This window comes from Aeromicrobium sp. YIM 150415 (genome assembly GCF_016918125.1).
Classification (GTDB): Bacteria; Actinomycetota; Actinomycetes; order Propionibacteriales; family Nocardioidaceae; genus Aeromicrobium; species Aeromicrobium piscarium.
This window is the reverse complement of sequence record NZ_JAERWM010000033.1, coordinates 13,401-30,494: the sequence shown is the minus strand read 5'-3', so window position 1 is coordinate 30,494 and position 17,094 is coordinate 13,401. Positions and strand designations below refer to the sequence as shown.

Here is a 17,094-nt window from a genome sequence, read left to right as displayed (position 1 = left end):
GGAGTGATTGGATAACGTGTCGTGCCGGAATCCGAGGGCCATCCTCGGTCTGAACGTCGGTCACGTGGTGACTTCGAGCCGGATTTCACCCTCGGTTCACCCCGCGCTCCGCCGGGATGAGGCCGTGCTCCAGCGCGATGGCGACCGCGTCGGCGCGGGTGGAGACGCCGAGCTTGCGGTACACGGACCGGCGCTGGGTCTTGATCGTGTTGATCGAGCGGAACAGCCGGCGCGCGATCTGGGCCTCGGTGCCGCCGACGGCGAGCTCGCGCAGCACGGAGATCTCGGCCTCGGTGAGGTCCACGCCCCGCGCCGGCGGCGCGAAGGAGAGGGGAAGCCGGCCGGTCAACGCCGTCAGGGCCTCCCCGTCCTCCGCACTCAGCAGTCCCAGCGGCCAGGTCATCCCATGTGACGCGACCAGGTCGGTGACACGCTGCGCCAGCACCGCGACCGTGATCGGCCCGGCGAAGCGTCGCGCGGCCGCGAAGTCGCGGACGGCCGCGTGCAACCGGGGACGCGGCGCGTCCTGGGCGAGGGCGAGATCGACGAGCCGTCGCGGCGGTGCGGTCCCGGCGGACATCAGCGCGTCGTCGAGGGCTCGCAGCAGTGGATGGCCGCCGCCCATCGGCGATCGCGTGGTCGCCGCGTCGTCCAGACGCCCCTCGGCGACGAGGACGAAGGCGTCCACGGCTCGCAGGTCACGGTGCTCGTTGCCGGCGCGGTCGAGGATCCGTCGGGCCTCACGCGCGTTCCCCTGCTCGAGGGCGATCAACGCGTCGGCGGCGGCCAGGGTGGGGTCGACGCGATGGACGCCGGAGACCGAGGGGATCGTCTGACGGAGCCGACGGGCCTCCATCATGTCCCCGTGTACCGCGGCGGCGAAGACGGCCAGCCCGCCGATCTCACGCCGAGCATCGTCGTCCGTCGCGGAGGCCATGCCCTCGGCGAGGGTCGCCAGCGCTCCATGGGTATCGCCGGCGGCGACGAGACGGCGTGCGCACGCGGCGTGGACCACCGGACGCCAGGGGCCGAGCGCATCCCGCACCGTCGGCGGCGCGTCGCGCACCGCGGCGGCGACCGCGTGGGCGTCGACGATGTCGGAGCCGTGGCCGCGAGCGGCGGTGATCTCGCAACGCAGAGCGCGCAGGAGGAGCCGCTCGGTTCCGCGTTCGGCGCCGAGCGGCCGCGGCACGACTCCCCCGTCGAGCCAGAGCGCCCACCGCAGACGAGGTCCGGCCGTCTCCCGGAGCCGAGGATCGCGGTACCAAGGGGCGAGGATGCCCGGGTGGTCCGCGATGAGCCGGGGGCCGGAGGCGGCCAGCACGCGCTCCGCCGCGGCGAGGTCTCCCGCGCGCAGCGCCCGCACGAGCCGCGTGTCGGCGCGCACCCCGGCTGCGTCCAATGCCTGCCATATCTGGTCCGGCAGGGAGGAGGGGTCGTCGATCACCAGGACCAGGGGGCGATCACCGTAGGAACTCATCGCCAACAAGACGGGCGATCGGCGCGGATCTGACGCCGCTTTCGAAGTGATCTACGTCACATTCTATAGTGAGACCAGCGATCGGGAGCGCTGGCCCTGTCATGTCCACGCTGGGAGTACTCGTGGTTCTCGCCTTCGACGATCAAGTCCTGCTCGACGCCGCCCGCAGCGGCGACACCGACGCCATGGACACCCTCTACCGCCAGCATTCACCTGCCGTGCGGCGCGTGGCCCTGGCCCTCGACCCCGGACGCGCCGACGATCTCGTCTCCGAGGCGTTCACCCGGGTCTTCACCGCCCTGCGCTCCGGTCGCGGGCCGGACCGCAATCTGCTCGGCTATCTCGCCACCACCGTCCGGCGACTGCATCTGGATCATCAGCGCACCGGCAACCACGAGACACCGAGCTCGGATCGCGACTGGCTGCTGGACCGGCCGCACACCCACGATCTCCTCGATCCGGTCGATGAACGGCGGGCCGCGGAGGCTCTGAACGGGTTGCCGAAGCGCTGGCGCGAGGTGCTCTGGTGCCTCGATGTCGAGGACATGTCCGTCGCCGAGGTCGCCGAGCGCCTCGGCGTTCCCGCGCCCCGGGTCTCGACGTGGGCCTACCGGGCCCGTGAGGCGTTACGGCGGGGCTACCTGAGCAGTCACGTCGCTCCCGCCGAACGCCTCCCGTGCCGGTGGACGCGGGAGCGGCTCAGCGTCCTCGTGCGCGATGGGCTCAGTCCCTCGGCCCATGCCAAGGCGATGCGCCACCTCGATGAGTGTCCTGACTGCGCGGCACAGCACGCGGTGCTCGATGACATCAACGGCCGCCTCGGCGCCTGGATCTGGCCGGTCGTCCTGTGCGGCTTCGCCGGCCTCCCCGCCGCCGCGTGGCCCGGCGGCCTGCATCGCGATCAGGGTTCGTCGACGGGCTCCGCGTCGTCCGCCGTCTCCGGACCCGTGGTCGCCGGTGCGGTCGGTGTCGCCGGCGTCGCCGCGCTCGTCGCGGCGCTCGTCGTGCTCTCCCCGACGGCCGCGCCCAGCGACGCCGAGGCGGCGAGTCCACCGGGTAGCTCCTCCACGCCGGCGGACGACGGCGACCCGGGTGAGACTCCGGCGGACCCGCCCCCACGACCGGCGAGCGATCCCGCCGAGGACGTTCAACCGGCCTCGTCCTCCCCGGCGGGCGAACCGGCACCTGCTTCGGATGACACCGCCGAGGTGACGCTGCCGCTCATCCCCTGGGAGACCCGGCCCACGAGCCCGCCCGCCACGGACCCCGAGCCGGGACCGGGTCCCGAGACGGAGCCCGGTCCCGAGCCGGGGCCAGGTCCCGATCCGGAACCCGAGCCAGAGGAGCCCCACGAGGAACCCCAGCCGATGGTGCTGACCGACTTGGCCTGGGAACCGATCGTCTCCCAGCAGATCTCCGAGGAACTCGGCATCTGGTCGACCACCTTCTCCCCCGTGCCGACCGTGAGCGGCGAAGACGCCTCGACGATCCCGATCACCGCCGTCTTCACCTTCCCGGATCAGACCACGGGATTCATCGATATCGACGCCCCCGGGTGGACCTGCGATGCCGAGGCAGCCCCTGGCGGGCCGGCCTTCGTGCCGGATCCGGTCGACACACCGTTCCTCGGCCCGGGGAGCCCGCCGCTGATCTGCACCGTGGACTGGGACACCAGCACCACCCTGGCGCCCCTCGTGTTCCAGCTCCAGCCCGTGACCATCGGTGAGCCGCCCAGCGGCGACGTTCAACTCGCCGGCACGGGTATCGACCCGGTGACAACCAGCTTCTGATCGCCGCCCTCCGGGACGCCGCAGGCGGGGAAGGGGTCGACGCGCACACCCTGCTCGCGAGATTCGGGACACGGAGGATGTGATTCCGGGGCTGCTGGGGCAACCGCAGAAGCACATCCTCCGTCGGGCGCAAACGAAGGATGTGTCTTCGTGGTAGTCAGGGCAACCACGGAATCACATCCTCCGTCGGCCCCCGGAGAGCGGCACCGAGGGACGGCGCCTGGACCACGGGTATCAGGCTGCTAGGCGCGGCGGCGGCGCAGCACGATCACGACCGCGGCCACGACGACCAGGAGCACCACGATCGAGCCGGCGATGAGGCCGGTGTTGCTGCCCTCGTCCTCGGCGTCCTCGGCCGCGGCATCGTCGGCGGGCGTGGACTCACCGCCCGCCTCCTGCGCCTGCTGGCGCAGTTCCTCATCGGGCGCGGTGGCCGGTGCCGCCGTGCCGTCGCCATAGGCCAGCGCGACGAAGTCGCCCTCGGCGAGGATCTGCTGGTCCACGCCCTGCTGAGCGAACTCCCATGCACCGTCCGAGCCGACGTAGAAGCCCCAGAAGCTGTCGCCGGCCGGCATCGAGTCGCAGGACTCGACATCAGCGCCGGGGCGACCCTCGACCCGGCACACCACGCTGTCGCCGTACTCGGTCGTGCCTTCCAGCTCCAGCCCGGCACCGGTGATCGCGGCGAGCGCCGTCATCTGGGCCGCGTCCTGCGCGCACACGACCTGCTGCTCCGCCTCGAGCGAGCCGTAGTCGACGAGGATCGGGATATCGGCCGGATCCTCGCACTCGCCGTGTGCCGAGGCCGGCGCGGCGACGGCGACGAGGCCGGGCAGGACGAGGGCGGCGGCTGCGAGCAGTCGCTTCATAGGGAGTTCCTTTCGACGGGGATGATGCGCGCCCGGCGGGCCGCCCGGCGCAAGGTGAGCAGGAGGGCGGGCCCGAGGACGACGATCAGCACGGTATTGGTGATCGCCCGCCCGGTGTCCCAGCCGGTGGAGGTCAGCAGGAAGAAGACCCCGAAGCGGCGGAGGTTCTCCAGCAGCGGGTCCCCCGGCACGAAGGACAACGACCCCGAGTCGATGCCGATCGCGAAGGGCCAGGTGGACAGGTTCATGAGCAGGCCGAAGAGATAGGCGCAGACCACGCCGTAGACCACGAGCATCGCGATCTCGGCCTTCCCGGCGACGCGGCGTGGCAGCAGCCCCGCCCCCATGCCGATCCACGCCGAGCACATCATCTGGAACGGCAGCCACGGTCCCACACCGGCCGTCAACAGCGCCGAGGCGAACACCGTCGTGCATCCGAAGACGAAGCCGAAGCCCGGGCCAAAGACCCGGCCGGCCAGGATCAGCAGGAAGAACACCAGCTCGATACCGGCGGTCCCGGCCCCGAGGGTGCGCAGCGCGGCGTTGACGGCCGTCAGCACGCCGAGGATCGCCAGCGCGCGCGAGTCGATACCGCCCTCGGACAGCTCCGCGAGCACGACCAGCGCGACGATCGGCAACAGCGCCATGAGCAGGAAGGGCTGGTCGACGCGGGTCGCGTCATCGGCCGGCTGCATGATCAGCGGCCAGCAGAACATGACGATCCCGGCGAGGGAGGCGAGTGCCAGGACCGCCGCGGACCGGCGACCGACGGGCACGGCGGGGCTCACCATCGCGTCCGCTCCACCTGCGCCACGGTCAGCCACTGCGGTCCGAGCACCTTGGCGACCTGTGGCGCGAACGCGGGCGATTCCGCCAGCACGTCACGGACCGGGCCCGCCGACACCACCTGACCGTCCGCCAGCACCGCCACCGTGTCGGCGACCTGCGCGACGAATTCGACATCGTGGGTCGACAGCACCACTGCGTGACCGTCATCGGCGAGCTCGCGAAGCACCCGCGAGAGCTCGGCCTTGGCCGGGTAGTCCAGGCCCCGGGTGGGTTCATCGAGTGCGAGCACCCGGGGCCGGGCGGTGAGGACGATCGCCAGCACGAGCGCGAGACGCTGCCCCTCGGAGAGGTCACGCGGATGGCGGGTGCCGTCGATGCCCGGGGCGAGCCGGTCGAGCAGCTCCCGGCAGGTGCCGGGCGGCTCACCCGCCTGCTGATCGGCGGCGGCGCACTCCTCGGCGACGTCCTCGAGATAGAGCAGGTCGCTCGCGGTCTGCGGCACGAGACCGACGAGCATCCGCGCCTCGTCGGCGGGGACGCTCATCGGGTCGGTCCCGTCCGGGCCGATCGCGACGCTGCCCGCGTCCCGGCGACCGGTGCCCTGCAATGCCCACAGCAGTGACGACTTCCCGGACCCGTTGCGGCCCATCAGCACGCAGACCTCGCCGCCGCGCACCTCCAGGTCCACCGCGTCGACGGCGACGACCGGGCCGTAGGCGACGGTGATGTCGCGAGCGGTCAGCTCCACCGGCCCGTTCGGCGCCGGTCGCGGTTCGGGCTCCGTGAGCACGAAGGGCTCGCTGCGCACCCGCTTGCGCGCCTCGCGCACCGAGAGCGGCAGGGGGTCCCAGCCGGCGAGCCGCCCGAGATCCACGATCGGCGGGGCGACCGGCGAGTCGCGCAACAGCTCCGCCGGATGCCCGCTGCGGACCGTGCCGTTCTCGACCACGACGAGCTGGTCGGCGAAGGGGATGACCCTCTCCATCCGGTGCTCCGCGACCACCACGGTCAGCGCGAGGTCGTCGACCAGCCGGGCGATGGTGGCGAGCACGTCCTCGGCGGCCGTAGGGTCCAGCGCGGAGGTCGGCTCGTCGAGCACCAGGACGCGCGGGTGCATCGTCAGGACCGAGCCGATCGCGACCCGCTGCTGCTGTCCGCCGGAGAGCGTGCGCAGCGCGCGGTCGCGCAGGTCCGCCAGCCCGAGCAGGTCGAGGGTCTCCTCGACGCGGCGCCGCATCGTCGACGGCGCCAGCCCCAGCTGCTCCATGCCGTAGGCGAGCTCCTCCTCGACGGTGTCGGTCACGAAGCCGTCCAGCGGATCCTGCGGCACGTAGCCGACGAGATCGGCCAGCTCGCGCGGAGGCCGTCCGAGGACCGATGCGCCGTCGATCCGGACGTCCCCGCTCAGCGTCCCGCCGGTGAAGTGCGGGACCAGCCCGTTGAAGACGCCGAGCAGCGTCGACTTCCCCGATCCCGTGCGGCCGGCGACCAGGGCGAGCTCGCCCTCGCCGATCGTCAGGTCGACCCCGACGAGGACCGGGAGGGGCACGCCGTCGTAGGCGAAGGTGACACCGGTGACGTCGATCATCGGACCGCCCGCCGTGGCTCCGGGGTCGCGAAGGCCGGCACCGCCGCCACGAGCACCGCGGCCAGCGCCATGATCGAGACATCGGGCGCCGTCGTGAGCGACGGGAAGGCGGCAGCCGGATCGACGATCCTCATGCCGACAGCGGCGACGAGACCGCAGGACGCGGTCACCAGCTCCGCGCTCCGCCAACGGTCCGGGCGATACCGCGTGCGCTGCACCCGCTCGCCCGCGCGCAGGAAGCCGATCACGGCACAGCCGACGCCGACGGCGAGCACCGGCCAGGAGAGCCATCTCGGCGCCGTCTGGTCGAGGAAGGCATAGGTGCCGACGCACAGACCGAACAGGCCGGCGAGCAGGAACCCGCCGGTCACGGCGCGAGCCCGCACCGATGCGGTGCCGGCACGACCGTATCCGCGGGCGTCCATGCCCGCGGCCAGCGTCATCGACCGCTCCAGCGCGTCCTCCAGCACCGGGACGACCAGCCGCCGCAGCGCCCCGACCCCCTTGCCGGGCTCACCGCGCAGACGACGCGCCCGGTGGACCCGCTGCACGCTCTCGGCGAGCTGCGGGAACACCGACATCGTGACGGCCAGCGCCGTCCCCACCTCGTACAGCGCGGGCGGCACCGAGGCCAGCAGCCGCTTGGGATTGGCGAGGGCGTTGGCCGCGCCGACGCAGATGACGACCGCCGCGAGCCGCAGGCCGTCGTAGAGTCCGGCGAGCACGGCCGTGGAGGTGACATCGCCCAGCAGCCTGATGCCCGAGATGACATCGGGAAGAGGGACCTCGGGCAGGTGGACCAGTACCGTGTCGCCGGCGACCGATCCGCCGCCGAACACCAGCCGGTACAGCACGCGCACGACCACGATGACCGCACCGAACCACAGATAGAAGCGGAAGGCACGGGCCCAGGGGGCGTCGCCACGTCGGCTGGCGACGACCAGGCAGGCCACCGCGATCACGAGGACCAGGACGACGGGATTGGTGGTGGCGGACGCGGCGGCGGCCAGGCCGAGTGCCCAGATCCACCAGGCGCCCGGATGCAGATCGCGGGCGCGGCGCTGCCGACGCTGCGTGGGGCTGGCAGTGACGACCATGGTCCTGACCCCCCACTGCGAGACGCGACAGTGTGTCGTGATGGACCCGCCCGCCCGGTCTCCCGACTCGCCCGAAGGCCTACGGTTGCGCGACAGTGCCGGACTCCGACCGGCTTCCCCGCGACGAACAGGTGTCCACTGGCGTGGACTCCACGAGTATAGAAGGTGGCATCGGGGCGGACGGCACCGCGAGCATCGTCACGCCACGGAACGCCGAGCGCTGAGGGCCCTAGGGCGAGACGGCGGCGCGAACGGTCTCGGGCGTCGCTCGCGCCGCCGCATCGACAGTCTGCCGCATCGACTCAGGTTCGCGCCACCGGCATCTCGGCGAATCGATGGTGCAGCTCCACCAGGCGGTCGCGCGCCAGGCTCGAGAGATGACCGTCGCCGAGCGCCGCGAGGAGCTCGTACTGTCCGAAACCTCGGCACGCCGGCTCCTCGACCGCGGGCAGGAACTCCAAGATCGCCTGTTCGAGCGCCTCATAGGTGGCCATCGAGCACACATCGGCATGCACCGCGACGACGTCCATCGGTGGCCAGTTGCTCGATCCCCAGCCGAGCGAGTACCAGTCCGGATGCGCCACCAGCCACTCCACGGCGGTATCGGAGTCCGCCGAGGGGGCGGCCAGCATCCGGCAGCGCAGGATGTCCGCTGCATCGTGGTCGACCTCGGCGAGCAGCACGTGCCATCGCTCCACGCCCGGATCACCGGCCCAGGCGAGCGCGGAGAGCGCCTCGGCGAGCGTCGCGTAGATCGTGCCGTCCAGCCGGTGCGCGAAGACCGCGCCCCGGACGTCACAGGGCTCGCGGTCCCGGGCCCTCGGCTCGGAGTCGCGGAGGGCATCGGCCAGGACGTGCTCGAGGGCGAGCTCGACGAAGCTCATCGCGTCGCTCGCGACCAGGCTCGCCAGCACGTCGGCCGGCCAGCTCGCCGAGGCGTCGAGCCCACGCTCTCGTAGATCGCGTTCCAGGTCCTCGTACCCCGGCGGGGTGGTGGCGCCCACGATGATCTCCTCCGATCGTCTGCCACTCCTTGGACCTCATGGAAGCAGATAGCGGCGCATCGCGCGCGGCATCGGCCGCCACAACGGCTGTTTTCGGATGATCGTCTGATATTCCAGACAAAAAAGCACCTTTATGAGGTAAAGATCCACCCCTGGACGGATCTGCGGACTCGCGCATTCGGCTACCGTCGATCCGATGGACAGGGCACCGTTCCGCCTCAGCCCGCGCGGCAGGCAGTGGTTCGATATCGCGCTGACCTGTGCGCTGCTCGCCGTCGCGCCGCTCGCGGCCGTCGGCATCAGCCCGGGCACAGCGGTGCTGACCGCGGCACAGATCGCCCCGTTGTTCTGGCGGCGCTCGCACCCGGTGGCGGTCTTCGCCGCGGTCTATGTCACGCACGCCGCGCAGGTGCTCCTCTACGACACCACGCTCCCCGGGCAGCTGGCCTTCCCCATCGCCGTGTACTCGGTGGCGCGATGGCGGGGGCTGCGATGGAGCATCCCGGTATTGGTCCTCAGCCTCATCGCCGCCGTCGTCGCCGCGATCGACTGGATGCCGTCCTACGGCACCCCCTCCTACAGCACGAGCCTGGTCGCCTCCCAGGCCTTCGGCATCGGCCTCATCGTGGTCGTGGCATGGGTCCTCGGACTGCTCGGGCACACCCGCGAGGCGTACGTGAACTCGCTGATCGAACGCAGCGAGAGGGTAGCCCGGGAGGCCGACCAGCGCGCGCAACTGGCGGCGCAGGGTGAGCGCAACCGCATCGCCCGCGAGATGCACGATGTCGTGGCCCACGGGCTGTCGGTCATCATCGTGCAGGCCGACGGTGCACGCTACGCCGCGTCCGCCCGCCCCGAGACGGCGGTCGACGCGCTGGAGACCATCGCGAGCACGGGACGGCAGGCGTTGACCGAGATGCGGTCGCTGCTCGGTCTGCTGCGCGAGAATGGAACCGGCACCGCCCCGCAGCCCGACCTCGCCGATGTCCCGGCTCTCCTCGAGGAGGCCGCCGCGTCGATGCGGCTCGACACCGAGATCTCGGCGGACCTGGCCGGCGTCCCGCCGGGTGTCGCGCTCACGGCCTATCGCCTCCTCCAGGAGTCGCTCACGAATGTCCGCAAGCACGCCGGACCCCAGGTGACCACGACCGTCACGCTGCGCCGCGACGGTGACGTGCTGAACCTGACGGTCCGCGATGACGGCCGCGGGGCCAGCGCGGCCGACGACGGCGGCGGGCACGGGCTCGTCGGCATGCGGGAGCGGGTGGCCGCCCACGGTGGCGAGCTGCGGGTCGGGCCCGTCGTCGGCGGCGGGTACGAGGTCGATGCGAGGATTCCCTGGTGAGCGATTCGATCCGCGTGTTCCTCGTCGACGACCAGCAGATGGTGCGGGCCGGGTTCCGGATGCTCGTCGACAGCCAGGACGACATGACGGTGGTCGGCGAGGCGGGCGACGGGGCCGAAGCGGTGCAGCTGATCGGCGTGACCTCCTGCGATGTCGTGCTCATGGACGTGCGGATGCCGCGTCTCGACGGGGTCGAGGCGACCCGTTCCATCACCGCGATGGCCGACGGTCCCCGGGTGATCGTGCTGACGACCTTCGACCTGGACGAGTACGCCTTCGCGGCGATCAAGGCCGGCGCGGCCGCCTTCCTGCTCAAGGACGCCGCGCCGCCGGAGCTGCTCGGGGCGATCCGGGCGGTGCACCGCGGCGACGCCGTGGTCGCGCCGTCGACCACGCGACGGCTGCTGGACCACTTCGCGACGACACTGCCCGACCCCGCGGGCGCCACGGAGTCCCCCGACGACCGGCTCGCCGAGGTCACCGATCGCGAACGCGAGGTGCTGGTGCTGGTGGGGCGTGGCCTGTCGAATTCGGAGATCGCGAGTGAGCTGTTCGTGGCGGAGGCGACCGTCAAGACCCACATCAGCCGATTGCTCGCCAAGACCCGGTCCCGCGACCGCGTGCAGCTGGTCGTGCTCGCCTACGAGACCCACCTCGTCGGCGGCCACTGACCACCCGCCTCCCTCGCCCCCGGGCGGTGAGTAGGCGTCCATTTCCCGGCCACCACCGGTGAGGAGGCGTCCGTTCGGCCGGAGAGGCGGCCGCTCACGCACCGCCACAAGCGCGGGGCGACGGTTCACCACTCACCGCCCCGTCCGGGCGCCGCGCGTATCAGTCTGTGGCGACCCAGATGGCCTCGGCCGCGGGCAGCCCGAGGTCGAGCTCCTCGCTGTCGCGCGTCACCTTGATCGTGCCGGCATAGGGATGCCGTTCGTTGACATCCAGCAGCACGTCCAGGCCGATGCCCTGCTCGGTGAGGAACCGCAGCAGCGCCGGGTCGGCATCGGACACGCGGACCACCCGCACGCGCTCGCCGTCACCGACCTCCGACAGCTGACGGGCGTCCAGTTCGGGCAGCCGCCCCTCGGCGGTGGGGATGGGATCGCCATGGGGATCGCGTTCCGGATCGCCGAGCGCGACCGCGAGACGACTCATGAAGAGATGGGACACCGCGTGCTCGAGCACCTCGGCCTCGTCGTGCACCTCATCCCACGAGTACCCGAGGTAGTCCACCAGGAAGGTCTCGATGAGCCGGTGCCGGCGCACCATCGCGAGCGCCGCGCGGCGACCTTCGTCGGTCAACCCGACATCCCCGTAGCGCTCGTGGGTGAGCAGTCCCTGCTGGGTGAGCTTCTTGACCGTCTCGGAGACCGTCGACGGCGACTGGCCGAGCCGCTGCGCGAGCGCACGCGACGAGATCGGCTCGTCGTGCCACTCGCGACTCGTCCAGATGACCTTCAGATAGTCCTGGGTGGACGCGGTCAACTCGTCGGGGTGCACCTCTCCAGATTACGGCTCTCGACCGGATCGGCGGTAGACGGCCAACCTCACACCTCGCCCATGACGTTGATCGTCTACCTCCACCGACGAGGAAGGGTTGACCAGCTACCGCCGCTGCCGGGCTCAGGCGGGGACTTCGCGGTTCCGGCGCGCGAGGCGCGGCAGGACGCCGCGCTGCGGCGCGAGGAGATAGACCAGGGCGTAGACCGCCGACTGGCCGAGCACGATCATGCCTCCCGGGGCGACGTCGAGGACGAAGCTCGCCGTCAGTCCGGCCGCGGTGGCCGCGACCGCGATCGCCGGGGCGATCATCAGCATGCGCCCGATCCGGTCGGTCAGCAGACGCGCGGTGACACCGGGGATGATCAGCAGCGCGACGACGAGCACCACCCCCACGGCCTGCAGCCCGACCACCGCCGTCACCGCCAGCAACGTCAGCAAAACGCCCGCCAGCAGCCGCGGGGACTGACCCATCATGTAGGTGTGCACCGGATCGAAGGCGTACATCGTGAGCGGCCCGCGCAGGACCACCAGCACCACCGCGACGATGGTCGCGAGCGCGACCACCTGGACCACCTCGGCATCGCTGACGCCCAGGACGTTGCCGAAGAGGATGTGCCCGAGGTCCAGATGGCTCGGCACCACCGACACCAGGACGAGACCGAGCGCGAACAGCGTCGTGAAGACGACCCCGATCGCGGCGTCCTCCTTGGTCGGTCCCTGGCGGACCAGCGCGATCAGGCCGACCGCGATGAAGGCGAACAGCAGCGCACCGGCCGTGAACGGGACGCCGGCCGCGTACGCGAGCACCACTCCCGGCAGCACCGCGTGGGAGACGGCGTCCCCGATGAGCGACCAGCCGATCAGCACGATCCAGCAGCTGAGCAGCGCACAGGCCACCGAAGCGGCCACGGCGACGAGCGCCGCGACCTGCATGAACTCGTAGGAGAACATCTCGATCACGCCGACCCCTCCCAACCGAAGGCCTGCGCCAGCCGCTCGGCCGTCACCGTCTCCCGGACCGGGCCGGATGCCACGACCCGGCCCGCCAGCACGATCGCGTCATCGCACCAGCTGTCCAGCTCCCGCACGTCGTGGGTGGAGACGATCACCGTGTTGCCATCCGCCGCGAGTTCGCCGATCGCCTGCCGCAAGGTGAGCTCGCTCGGCCGGTCGACTCCCGCGAAGGGCTCGTCCAGCAGGATCAGCTCGGCTCGCTGGGCCAGGCACCGGGCCAGGAAGGCACGCTTGCGCTGCCCTCCTGACAAGCGACCGAGGGGCCGGTCGGCGAGGTCCTGCAGACCGACGCGCTCGATGGCATCGTCCGTCCGCTGCCGGGCCTCACGTCGCGAGGTGATGCCCATCGAGACCACCCCGCGGACCGTCACCGGGAAGTCGAGGTCGATCCGCTCGCTCTGCACGACATAGCCGACCCGCCCGGCCCGGCGAGCCTTGCGAGGCGTGGCGCCGAGCACCTCGATCGACCCGCCGGCGAGCGGGAGCCGGTCGGCGATGACATCGAAGAGCGTGCTCTTCCCGGCACCGTTCATCCCGAGCAGCGCGCACACCCGGCCGGCCTCGACCCGCACCGAGACATCCCGCAACACGGTGCGTCGCGCGCGGCGAACGGTCGCCTCCTCGACCTCGACGGCGGTCATCGGAGGACCTCGGCGATCAGATCGGCGGCATGGCGCACCAGATCGAGATGACTCGGCACCGGGCCGTCCGCCGTCGAGAGCGAGTCGACATAGAGCGTGCCCCCGAAGGGGGTGCCGGTCGCCGCAGCGAGCTGGCGCATCGTCTGGCTCGACACCGTGGACTCGCAGAACACCGCCGGAACATCGCGCCGGGTCAGCAGATCGTCGAGTGCGGCAGCACGTCTGGGCGTGACCTGATGCTCGGAGTTGACCGGCCACAGATAGGCCTCCTGGAGCCCGGCGTCGCGCGCTAGATAGGAGAAGGCGCCCTCGCAGGTGACGAGGATGCGCCGCTCGACGGGCACCTCGGCCGCCGCCTCCACGAGTCGTCGCTCGATGGCCGCGAGCTCTGCGCGGTAGCCGTCGGCACGTGCCGTGATCTCCTTCCGCGCCTCGGGGACCAGGTCGATGAGCGCCCGCTCGATCGTGTCCACGTAGTCCGCGGACTCGCGTGGTGACATCCACGCGTGCGGATTGGGTTCGTCCGTGCCGTCGATCGCGATCGGCTCGATCCCCTCGGCAGCGGTCACTCGGGGCACGTCGAGGCGCTGCATGAACTGCTCGAACCAGGCCTCGAGGCCGAGCCCGTTGTCGATGACGAGGTCGGCATCCGCCGCGCGGCGCAGATCGCCGGGGGTCGGTTCGTAGCCGTGGACCTCGGCCCCCAGAGGAAGGAGGGACTCGACCCGCACGGCATCGCCGCCGACGGCCTCGATCATGTCGGCCGTGACCGTGAACGTCGAGAGGACCACGGGGCGCTCGTCGGCCGGTTCGCCGGAGACGGCGGGGGCACAGGCGGACAGGACGAGGGCCGCTGCCAGCCCTCCCCACCGCAAAATGTTCGGCATGGCGAACACTTTAATCCGCCCTCCCCGATGGCATGCAGGCACCTGGCGAACTATGATGAGTACATGACCGAAGTCCAACGCCGACAGCTTCGCATCGGCACCGTGCGCACCGCGGTCTTCGTGGCCGCCCTCGTCGCCTTCCTCGCACTCGCCTCAGTCATCTCCTGAGCGTCCGTACGCGACACCTCGGTGGTTGAGTAGCCGTGAGGAACGAGCGGCGTATCGAAACCACCACAACGTGGCCTCGCCCTATCACGACCTCCACTACTCGACCACCGGGACCCGGGATCGAGTAGACACGAGCAGGACCACCGCCCCTCTCCACCGGGCGAGGGGTCAGCGGTCGGCGAGTCGCTTGGGGTCGTTGCCCGGCAGCCCCGCGAAGGTCTGGGCGATATCGAGCCAGTGGTTCGCGTGCTCACCGGTCGCCTGTACGTCCACATCGTCGCGATGGCGTCGCCGCGTCGCCAGCAGCGCGAAGTCCCAGGCATCCCCGCTCACCCGTTCGGCGGCGTCCTCCGGGCCCCACTCCCATCGCTCCCCACCGGGGGCGGTCAGCTCCACTCGCACCGGAACATCGGGCGCCTCGAGGCCCCGCATGAGATAGGCGAACCCACGGGTCCGCACCGCCAGATGGCACACATGCCGCACCCGATCGTTGCGCGGGACCTCGATCCCGACCGCCTCGGCGACATCGTGGCCATGCGCCCAGGTCTCCATGAACCGCGCCGTGGCCATCGAGGCGGGGCTCATGGGCGGCCCGAACCAGGGCACCTTCTCGCCCTCGGGCACCGAGGTCAGCGCCTCGGCGAGCGCACCACGCCCCTGTCGCCAGGCACGCAGCAGCTGATCGGGCGGCTCCAAGGCGAGTTCGTCGGCGGCCTCGTCGACGAAGCCCGTCGGGTTCTCGCCGGCCTGCCGCACCAGCTCCTCGAAGGCAGCGCGATCGGTGATCGCCTCGACCGAGGCCTCGTCGGTCCAGTGCAGATGGGCGATCTGATGGGCCACCGTCCACCCCTCCGGGGTGGTCACCGTCTGCCACCCCGCGAGCGGAAGGCCGGCGACCCACCCGTCGAGCTGCAGGCTCTCCGCGGCGAGGTCGTCGAGGATCGAGTCGAGGACGGTCATGTCAGCGCTCCAGTTCATGGTCGAGGGTGATGGCCCAGGCGTCGAGGATCGCGGTCCGGCGCATCGAGTCGTCGCTGAGCGTCGCGGCCAGGCCGAGACCGCGGACGAGGTCGAGCGTGGCCTGCACGAGCTGCCGGTTACGGCCCCGGCTCTCGTCGATGCCGAGCAGTGTGACCGCGTGCGCGTGGGTCTCGCGACCGATGCGCCGTTCGAGATCGCCGACCTCGGCACGCAGGCTCTCGTCGGTGCGGGCGGCGACCCACAGCTCGAGGGCAGCGAAGAAGACCGGCGAGATGAACTGCGCGGTGAGCGCCTCGAGCACCGCGCGAGTGCGGCCCTCGACGGGCAGGTCGGCCAGCACGGCGTCCATCTGACTGCGCCGACGTTCGGTGATGAACTCGACGGCGGCGACCACGAGGTCGTGCTTGGTCGGGAAATGATGCAGCTGCGCGCCGCGACTCACGCCGGCCCGCTGACTCACAACGGTGGTGGTGGTGCCCGACCAGCCGAGCTCGACGAGCGAGTCGACCGTCGCCTCGAGGAGTCGGCGACGCATCTGGCGCGTCCGCTCCTCCTGGGGAACCCGCGTCGGGATCTCTGCCTCGGTCACGTCGCCCAGCATGGCGCGCGAGATAAAAACAGTCAAGCCTGCCGGTAAGTGAGTGGGGAAGGGGTGGTTGACTACTCACCGCGATGGGACCACTCCCGACGGACGGGCCGGGCGGTGAGACAGCGTCCATCCGCACGGGCGAACGGACGCTCACCCACCGCTCACCATCGATAAAGGACGCCTACTCACCGCCCACGCGCGCCCGTGGTTGGCCACTCACCGCCCACGGGAGTCGGAGGTCAGCTGGCGAGGTGGCCGGAGAGATCCTCGGGCTGGGTGTCGGGATCGGTCACCGGTTCCTCGACCAGGTCGCCGATCACACGCCGGGCGAAGTCGGCACCCTGACGCACCGCGACCCGCGCATCGGGAAGGACGTCGACGAGCGACACGAACGCGTGCACCTGCCCGCGCCATAGGTGCACCTCCACGTCGACACCCTTGTCGGTCAGCAGCAGGGCGAAGGCCTCGGTCTCCGGGCGGAGCATCTCGTCCTCCACCGCGACCAGATGCACCGGCGACTCGATATAGGCCGCGGCGTGCAGCGGCGAGGCGAAGCCCTCGATCACCGCGCCATCGGGCAGCCAGCGCTCGCGCATGCGGGGCGTGCGTTTGACCGGCAGATAGGCCTCGCGCATGGGCGAGACCCGGACGACATTCTTGTCCTCGCGCTCGGGGTCCAGGCTCAGCAGCGGCGAGAAGCCGATCAGTCCGGCCGGGCGCTGGATGCCGCGGCGGGTGCTTAGCTCCCCCACCTTCATCGCGAGGTACCCACCCGCGGAGTCGCCGCCGACGACGATCCTGTCGGGCCGGCTCACCCACTCGATCACCGCCTCGTAGGCCGTCATCGCGTCCGCGACCGAATCGGCGATCGTGCCATCGGGGAGCATCACGTAGTCGACCGACACCACGGCACCGCCCGTGTCGCGCACCAGCTGCTCGCACATGCTGCGATGCGAGTCGATGCTCCCGGTGAAGAAACCTCCGCCGTGGAAGTACAGCAGGGTCAGATCGCTGCTGCGTCCCTCGTTGAGCTCCATCCACTCCGCGCGGACGCCGCCCAGATCGACCTCCACGGCACTGATCCCCTCGGCCGGGCGACCGGGCCGGTACCGGTCCAGGGAACGGAGGCGGGCGAACATCCGGTCGTCCATCGGCGCGAGCCGCAGCAACGGCTTGACCGCGAGCCGGGCACCACGGCCGATCAGCCGGGCGCGGGAGCTCGGGTCCTCGTGCAGCACCGCATCGGCGTGCACTGCCCGCAACGGCCGGCGCCGCGACGGCCAGCGCGACACGCGAGGAGACCGGGCGGATCGGGCCATATCCCCAGAATACGTGCGAGAACCGTCCAC

General features: G+C 71.2%; 16 protein-coding genes and 1 riboswitch. Of the genes, 3 read left to right on the top strand and 13 right to left on the bottom strand.

What is annotated here, in order from left to right; translation table 11 throughout:
- Positions 1-85: 85 nt before the first annotated feature.
- A complete protein-coding gene (locus JL108_RS18620; RefSeq protein WP_205199616.1) occupies positions 86-1,480 on the bottom strand; it encodes a LuxR C-terminal-related transcriptional regulator in 1,395 nt (464 codons plus the stop codon).
- Between the two features lie 101 nt (positions 1,481-1,581).
- Between JL108_RS18620 and JL108_RS18615 the strand changes: the two genes are divergently transcribed.
- Complete coding sequence (locus JL108_RS18615) at positions 1,582-3,270, top strand: sigma-70 family RNA polymerase sigma factor (RefSeq protein WP_205199615.1); 1,689 nt, start codon at positions 1,582-1,584, stop codon at positions 3,268-3,270.
- Positions 3,271-3,512: 242 nt separating this feature from the next.
- Here the strand turns inward: JL108_RS18615 and JL108_RS18610 are convergent, their stop codons facing one another.
- The 5 genes from JL108_RS18610 to JL108_RS18590 all read right to left on the bottom strand — a co-directional run bounded on the left by JL108_RS18610 (position 3,513) and on the right by JL108_RS18590 (position 8,617).
- Entirely contained in the window at positions 3,513-4,139 is a 627-nt protein-coding gene (locus JL108_RS18610) for a hypothetical protein (protein WP_205199614.1), read from the bottom strand.
- On the bottom strand, positions 4,136-4,930 hold the full coding sequence (locus JL108_RS18605) for an ECF transporter S component (RefSeq protein ID WP_205199613.1): 795 nt from the start codon (positions 4,928-4,930) through the stop codon (positions 4,136-4,138). The genes JL108_RS18610 and JL108_RS18605 overlap by 4 nt, the downstream gene beginning before the upstream one ends.
- The gene (locus tag JL108_RS18600; protein ID WP_205199612.1) at positions 4,924-6,516 is read right to left on the bottom strand and encodes an ABC transporter ATP-binding protein; all 1,593 of its coding nucleotides are present in this window, start codon (positions 6,514-6,516) and stop codon (positions 4,924-4,926) included. The genes JL108_RS18605 and JL108_RS18600 overlap by 7 nt, the downstream gene beginning before the upstream one ends.
- The gene (locus JL108_RS18595; protein ID WP_205199611.1) at positions 6,513-7,613 is read right to left on the bottom strand and encodes an energy-coupling factor transporter transmembrane component T; all 1,101 of its coding nucleotides are present in this window, start codon (positions 7,611-7,613) and stop codon (positions 6,513-6,515) included. Before JL108_RS18595 ends, JL108_RS18600 begins: the two co-directional genes overlap by 4 nt.
- A gap of 34 nt (positions 7,614-7,647) precedes the next feature.
- Positions 7,648-7,774, bottom strand: a riboswitch (cobalamin riboswitch).
- A 141-nt stretch (positions 7,775-7,915) separates the two neighbouring features.
- On the bottom strand, positions 7,916-8,617 hold the full coding sequence (locus JL108_RS18590) for a hypothetical protein (RefSeq protein ID WP_205199610.1): 702 nt from the start codon (positions 8,615-8,617) through the stop codon (positions 7,916-7,918).
- A gap of 196 nt (positions 8,618-8,813) precedes the next feature.
- Here JL108_RS18590 and JL108_RS18585 point away from each other — a divergent pair, with 196 nt between their 5' ends.
- Both JL108_RS18585 and JL108_RS18580 read left to right on the top strand, forming a co-directional pair.
- Positions 8,814-9,962: a sensor histidine kinase gene (locus JL108_RS18585; RefSeq protein WP_205199609.1), complete on the top strand. Its 1,149-nt coding sequence runs from the start codon at positions 8,814-8,816 to the stop codon at positions 9,960-9,962.
- Positions 9,959-10,633 (top strand): response regulator transcription factor, encoded by a 675-nt coding sequence (locus JL108_RS18580; protein WP_205199608.1) that lies wholly within the window; start codon positions 9,959-9,961, stop codon positions 10,631-10,633. The genes JL108_RS18585 and JL108_RS18580 overlap by 4 nt, the downstream gene beginning before the upstream one ends.
- Positions 10,634-10,793: 160 nt before the next feature.
- On the opposite strand, the gene JL108_RS18575 is transcribed toward JL108_RS18580, so the two are convergent.
- From JL108_RS18575 to JL108_RS18545, 7 genes are all read right to left on the bottom strand, one after another.
- A complete protein-coding gene (locus JL108_RS18575) occupies positions 10,794-11,462 on the bottom strand; it encodes a metal-dependent transcriptional regulator (protein ID WP_307837325.1) in 669 nt (222 codons plus the stop codon).
- A 123-nt stretch (positions 11,463-11,585) separates the two neighbouring features.
- Complete coding sequence (locus tag JL108_RS18570; RefSeq protein WP_205199632.1) at positions 11,586-12,416, bottom strand: metal ABC transporter permease; 831 nt, start codon at positions 12,414-12,416, stop codon at positions 11,586-11,588.
- Positions 12,417-12,421: 5 nt separating this feature from the next.
- Entirely contained in the window at positions 12,422-13,120 is a 699-nt protein-coding gene (locus JL108_RS18565; RefSeq protein ID WP_205199607.1) for a metal ABC transporter ATP-binding protein, read from the bottom strand.
- On the bottom strand, positions 13,117-14,007 hold the full coding sequence (locus JL108_RS18560) for a metal ABC transporter solute-binding protein, Zn/Mn family (protein WP_205199606.1): 891 nt from the start codon (positions 14,005-14,007) through the stop codon (positions 13,117-13,119). The genes JL108_RS18565 and JL108_RS18560 overlap by 4 nt, the downstream gene beginning before the upstream one ends.
- A 336-nt stretch (positions 14,008-14,343) precedes the next feature.
- A complete protein-coding gene (locus tag JL108_RS18555) occupies positions 14,344-15,153 on the bottom strand; it encodes a TIGR03084 family metal-binding protein (RefSeq protein WP_240191484.1) in 810 nt (269 codons plus the stop codon).
- On the bottom strand, positions 15,137-15,745 hold the full coding sequence (locus tag JL108_RS18550) for a TetR/AcrR family transcriptional regulator (protein WP_307837324.1): 609 nt from the start codon (positions 15,743-15,745) through the stop codon (positions 15,137-15,139). Before JL108_RS18550 ends, JL108_RS18555 begins: the two co-directional genes overlap by 17 nt.
- A 239-nt stretch (positions 15,746-15,984) precedes the next feature.
- Positions 15,985-17,064 (bottom strand): alpha/beta hydrolase, encoded by a 1,080-nt coding sequence (locus tag JL108_RS18545; RefSeq protein WP_205199605.1) that lies wholly within the window; start codon positions 17,062-17,064, stop codon positions 15,985-15,987.
- Between the last annotated feature and the right edge of the window lie 30 nt (positions 17,065-17,094).